The sequence below is a fragment of the Thermogemmatispora sp. genome (genome assembly GCF_019683755.1).
GTDB lineage: Bacteria > Chloroflexota > Ktedonobacteria > Ktedonobacterales > Ktedonobacteraceae > Thermogemmatispora.
Genome location: NZ_JADGHT010000517.1, coordinates 1 through 2,337, shown reverse-complemented (window position 1 = coordinate 2,337; position 2,337 = coordinate 1). Strand labels below are relative to the sequence as shown.

The following is a 2,337-nucleotide window of genomic DNA, read 5'->3' as shown; positions in this document are numbered from 1 at the left end:
TCAGCTTGATGTTGATATCAACCGCCTGCTCGCCAGCAATGGCATATCCCTGCTGGAGAATACGCTGCAGCGGCGCAGCGGTGGGAGTATCAGCGAGCAGTAGCGCCTCCGCCGTCTCTCCAGTCTCTACCGCCCCACCCTGGTCGTTCACGCCCGCACTGGCCAGGGCCGCCCGACGGGCGTGATCCGGTCGCAAGAGGGGGAGAAGTCGACGGGCGACAGCGTTGACATAGACCAGGCGCCCGCGATGATCATACAGCAGAACGCTATCGCCAATGGCCTCTAATACGGCCCGCAGTCGGCGACGGTACAGCTCAAGCTCGTGCCTGAAGACAGCTTCGTCCGTGCAGGAGCCGAGCCGCTCTAGCAGCGAACGCAGATGCTCCTGCTCCTCAGACTCACAACCTTGCAGGAGCCGTAGTAAGTACTGCCGCGCCTGCTCGTCGGCAACGTGCGCCCGCTCTGGATACGCAATGATCCAGAGATGACAGGTCTGGACAAAGGACAGGAACGCCTGAAGCGATGCATAGGTGCTCGACGGCAGCAGGCGCCGCAGCTCCAGGCGAGCCTGCTCCGTCTGCTCGCCCGGTAAGAGCAGCGCCACAGCAGCCCAGAGCAGGGCCTGCTCCAGCGCTGAGGTTGGCTCGGGCCAGCTCTGGAGGGACTCTGTCTGAGCCGCCAGTAGCTCAAGCTGGACTGTTCGCTCCTCGTCGTTCTCCGGCTCCTGGAGGAGAGCGGCGATGGCCGCGGCCCTTTGTCCCTGGCTGAGGAGCCGGGCGAGTAAGTAATGAAGACAGTAGGGCACATGCCGCTGGTAAGTAAGAAGGGTAAAGAGCCGAGCGCGGAAGGGCGCCGGTAGCAGACTGGTGTCGCTAATGATCTGCTCCTGCCGGCGCAACTGCTCGAAATGCAATGGCTCAGCGCCGGCAGCGGCCAGATAGGGAGGTAGTAACTCAAACGAGTCTACACTAGAATTAGTAAACGATTCGCTGCTCTGCATGGATCACCAACGTAGCGGATGGCGCAGATGTGACATGAAGAAGGCCGGGCCGCCAGCCTTCTCGCTCGCTCCTTCTCACTATAGTAGAGGGATACAAGTCGAGGAACAAAGGCGGGAAGCATCACTGTCTCGTCCGCTTCCCCGCACGCTATGCCAGGCGCGCGGTCTACCTCAGCCCTGACTCTGGTGAGCAGGGAGAGATCGGCTCGCAGTGGCCTCTGCCTTGCAGCAGGTTCCTCTCGGCCTCACCTTCTATCCATCAGCTTGCCTGCACTCTCATCAGTCATGGTTCGCTGACTCCCGAGCTTCCTCCGGCGATCCTGCTGCCTGTGGAACTAACTAACGTTCAACCGGGCAGCTGTCCAAAAAGCCGTCACAAACAGCCAGACAAGGGGATCACTGGCCGCATTGATAAGGCGGCTTGGCCACCGGGCGCGCATTGATTCACAATGCACAGCACAAGCTCCCTGCCGGGATATCCTTCCTTCGCTTGCAACGGTCGTACCAATTCTAAAGACAACTGCCTTTTATACAGCAGGAACATTCAATCATACGAACCACTTGACATCTCTGCATCACGAGTGTAAACTCAACATCAAACACTCGTGACTGGCTCTCTGCCATATCTCTAGTCTACCTGCTCTACCCACAACAATCAAGCAGAAGCAGGAAGGGGGTCGAACGGTGCTCAGAGGAAGGAGAGCACTGGCCAGCCAGGTGCGCCAGCGGCTGCGCATCCTGATCAGCACGGGCCTTTATCCCCCCGGTTCTCGCCTCCCGAACGAGGAAGAGCTTTCTGAGACGCTAGGAGTCAGTCGCACAACGCTACGCGAGGCGCTTCAGGCATTGGCCGAGGAAGGGCTGATTCTGCGCCGACATGGTCAGGGGACCTTTGTGAACCGGCATCCGCAGCAAGTGCAGGGCAGCCTTGACCGCAACCTTGACATCAGCGAGCTGATTCGGGCCTCGGGGCACCTGCCCGGCACACGTGACGTCGTCATTCAGACAATGCCAGCCAGTCCCCATGTGGCCACGCAGCTCTCTCTGGCACCCGCCGACGAGGTGCTGGCGATCGAGCGCGTGCGTCTGGCCGATCAGCGTCCTGTGGTCTTCTCGATCGATTTTTTGCCGATGGCCCTGGTGCAGACGGTCAATTATGAATTGACCGATCTCTATAGCGACTCGCTCTACGATTTTCTTATCCAGCGCCTTGGTCTCACCATCCATCACGGCCTGGCCCAGCTCCGGCCTGTACTGGCCGAAGTCTGGCTGGCGCAGAAGCTCGGCCTCTCCCCTGGCGTGCCGTTGCTCTATATCGAGCAAGTTGACTATACGCT

The 2,337-nt window shown here is 59.9% G+C and carries 2 protein-coding genes; one reads left to right on the top strand and one right to left on the bottom strand.

Annotated elements, in window-relative coordinates:
* Positions 1–1,000, bottom strand: a 1,000-nt coding sequence (locus tag IRZ24_RS19505) for a PAS domain-containing protein (protein ID WP_297168208.1), incomplete at its 3' end; no start/stop codon positions are given.
* Between the two features lie 684 nt (positions 1,001–1,684).
* Here IRZ24_RS19505 and IRZ24_RS19500 point away from each other — a divergent pair.
* A partial coding sequence (locus IRZ24_RS19500) for a GntR family transcriptional regulator (protein WP_297168206.1) occupies positions 1,685–2,337 on the top strand: 653 nt, incomplete at its 3' end.